Below are 2208 nucleotides of genomic sequence, written 5' to 3'. Positions count from 1 at the left end.
CGCCCGCCGCAGGCGGGCCTCCGCGCCTCCGGGCGCGCCGGCCGACAGGGGGGCGGCGGACCGGAAGACACCGCAGGCCCGCCGGTCCCGCGCGGCTGCGCGGACCCGGGCGGGCTGGTGGTTGGTCAGACCCAGAGCAGGGCGGGCACTTCGGTCCATCCGGGGCCTGGGTGCTGGGCTGCGAGGTAGATGCGGTCGCGGGCCCAGGTGGTGTGGCGTCTCTGTGTGGCGAGGCCGCCTTCGGCGGTGAGCCAGGGCAGGGGGGGTGGGCTGCGAGGTAGATGCGGTCGCGGGCCCAGGTGGTGTGGCGTCTCTGTGTGGCGAGGCCGCCTTCGGCGGTGAGCCAGGGCAGGGGGGAGCGCCGGATGCCGTAGTCGTCGACACCGAAGTGGTCTTTGTCGAGGTACTGGCGCTTGTCGGNGTTGCAGATGTACCGGTGGGCCGGCAGTGCTGCGGGCGCTTCAGCGTTGGGGGTGACTGGCTCGTCGGGGTCGATGAGACCGGCGAAGCACACGAAATGCTGGGGTTCGACGAGCCAATACAGCGCATCCTGGTCGTCGTCGGGGTCCTCGTAGTCGCCGGCCCAGACCAGGCGGGCGCCGCCGTCGAGGGTGAGCAGTATTTCCACGGCGGTCATGAGCGGGGAGTCGGCGCGGGTGTGGGTGGACAGTTTGGGTCCGGCGCCGTAGGTGGCGGGGTTGAGGGCGGCCAGGGGTCGGCCCGTGGGGTCGACGATGACGGGGTTGAAGTATTGGCCCATGGTGGTGTCCTTTCAAGGATGGGTGNTGGNTGAGCTGGGGTGGTGATCGGGCCCCGCGCCGNGGCGGGGCCCGATCGGGTGGTCAGGACCGNTCNATGGCTGCGGTGAGTTCGTCGGTGGACACGTGACTACGACGTCGCCGACGGACAGGCTGCGGTGTCCGGCGTGGCGCCATCCGGTGGCCCAGGTGGTGGTGGGTTCGCAGTTGAGCTCGTCGAAGATGNGCTCNAGTGCGGCGCTGATGGCGGTCTGCTGGGGTCGGGTGTCGGTGGGGATGGGCAGGTTGAAAGTTGCGGCGGCGCGCAGCCGCGCGGGNGCGGCGCGGTTGAAGCCGAGGAAACTGGCAGGGGCCTCGTTGAGGTACACGGTGGTGGGCACGGTGGGTGTGGCGGTGGTGGTGGTCATGGTGTTCTCCCGTTTCTCGTGGTGAGTGGTGCGCCGGTCAGCGCTGGGGAGCGGTCAATCGGGTGAGGGTGGGCGGTCAACCCCGAAGAGCCGACGGCGTGGTGAGTGGTGCGCCGGTCAGCGCTGGGGAGCGGTCAATCGGGTGAGGGTGGGCGGTCAACCCCGAAGGCCGATTAGGCTGCGACCCCTGCTGACGGTTAAAGGTGAGTAGCTACCCAACCCACGCCCGCCGCAGGCGGGCATCCGGCGCCCGCCAGGGCGGCCGCTGCTGCTGGTGAGGTGTGATCCCGGAAGACGCCGGTAGCCCGGTCCCCGCGCGAGGCGGGGCCGGGCCGGGCGGCGCTGCGGCTAGGCGTGCTGCATCCAGGTTCGGATGGTGTCGAGCAGGTCGGTGGTGGTGCTGGTGTCGACGACGGTGATGGGGGCCGTGGCTCCTGCGGGGTTGCGGTAGGTGCCGTGGGCCCGCTCGGCGGCGATGTCGTCCCAGGTGATCTGTCCGACGCGGTTCTGGGCTTCGATCATGGCGTCGAGGAGGCAATCGACGGGCTGGTCGATGGTGGCGATGCAGTCGGTGGTGATGATGGCGGTGGTGATGGACAGCGCTGGGGAGCGGTCAATCGGGTGAGGGTGGGCGGTCAACCCCGAAGAGCCGACGGCGCACGGAGCAGGGTTTTCGGCCCGCGAGCGGCAGCGAGCTCGATAGGGCCGAAAAGGTCACTCGGCCTGCGTAGTTCGGCGTCGGTGTGGGTTGACCGGTCGGGCCCCCGGCCGATTAGGCTGGGCTGCGACCCCTGCTGACGGTTAAAGGTGAGTAGCTACCCAACCCACGCCCGCCGCAGGCGGGCATCCGGCGGTCGCACCTAGTTGTAACTCCCAGACAGGTTGTGAACGGCGTGGCTAGCAGAATGTAGGTGAGGACCTCCGGTATCGGTGTGGGTTACCACAACGCACATCGATCACCGATGTGAACGGCGTGGCTAGCAGAATGTAGGTGAGGACCTCCGGTATCGGTGTGGGTTACCACAACGCACATCGATCACCGA

1 protein-coding gene is annotated in these 2208 nt (G+C 69.3%); it reads right to left on the bottom strand.

The genetic code is table 11. The features are described 5' to 3' along the window. Positions 1-1513 precede the first annotated feature (1513 nt). Entirely contained in the window at positions 1514-1804 is a 291-nt protein-coding gene (locus tag H7I57_RS13655) for a DUF7280 family protein (RefSeq protein WP_264024078.1), read from the bottom strand. Positions 1805-2208 lie beyond the last annotated feature (404 nt).

Source organism: Mycolicibacterium pyrenivorans, from assembly GCF_025821625.1.
Classification (GTDB): domain Bacteria; phylum Actinomycetota; class Actinomycetes; order Mycobacteriales; family Mycobacteriaceae; genus Mycobacterium; species Mycobacterium pyrenivorans.
The sequence above is the reverse complement of the archived record's forward strand: the minus strand, read 5'-3'. Positions and strand labels throughout refer to the sequence as shown.